Consider the following 891-nt stretch of genomic DNA (forward strand, 5'->3'; position numbering starts at 1 on the left):
TGAGCCTTTTCCATCATGGGTTTGAGCTGGCCAGATGCAGGGTGAGGACGGCTTGGACGAGGGCGGTGATCCGGGTGGTGGAGCACCGGAGTTTGCGCAGGAGTCGCCAGTTCTTGAGGGTCGCCATGGCCTGCTCGACGAGGGCGCGGATCTTGGCGTGGGACCGGTTCACCGCCTGCTGACCGGCAGAGAGGGTTTCCCGTCGTCCCCAGTACGGGATGCGGACGGTTCCGCCGGCGCCGCGGTAGCCCTTGTCGGCCCAGCAGGGGATGCCGGCCTGGGTGAGGGCGTCGAAGATGCCGTGTTCGCGGGCCGCTCGGATGTCGTGGACGGCTCCGGGCAGGGCCGGTGAGGCCCACAGCAGCCGGCCGGACGGATCGGTGAGGACCTGCACGTTCATGCCGTGCTTCTTGTGTTTCCCGGAGTAGAAGGGCCGGTTGGCGGCGATGCGGTCGATGGGCAGGAGCGTGCCGTCCAGGAGGACGAACGCCTTCGTCGAGGCGGCGCGGACGGCATCGGCCAGGGTGGGTGCCAGGGCGGCCAGGAGGTCCACGGCTTCGGTGACGTAGCGGTATGCCGTCGTGGTCCCGACTTCGAACCCGGCCGCGAGCTGGGCATACGGATGGCCGTTGCGGAGATGGACGAGAGTAAGCAGAGCCTGGCGGCCGGCACTCAGACGCCGCCAGCGGGTACCGAGCTCCCGACGCCGCTGACGGAGCTTGGCGGACAGGAAGCGCAGGGCAGAACTGGACACGTCGACACCCGACGGGTAGACAAGCACACGAAGCCTCTGGTGGAGACGGATTTCTTGGTCGAAAACCCATCTACCAGGGGCTTCGCCACGTTGTCACCCCAACCTCACACCGCCACAGGCAGGTTGGAAAACGCTCA

1 protein-coding gene is annotated in these 891 nt (G+C 67.2%); it reads right to left on the minus strand.

The annotated features are described in order from the left end of the window. Positions 1-13 precede the first annotated feature (13 nt). On the minus strand, positions 14-781 hold the full coding sequence (locus HCN08_RS34455) for an IS5 family transposase (RefSeq protein WP_167987328.1): 768 nt from the start codon (positions 779-781) through the stop codon (positions 14-16). Positions 782-891 lie beyond the last annotated feature (110 nt).

This window comes from Actinacidiphila epipremni (assembly GCF_012034175.1).
Lineage (GTDB): Bacteria > Actinomycetota > Actinomycetes > Streptomycetales > Streptomycetaceae > Actinacidiphila > Actinacidiphila epipremni.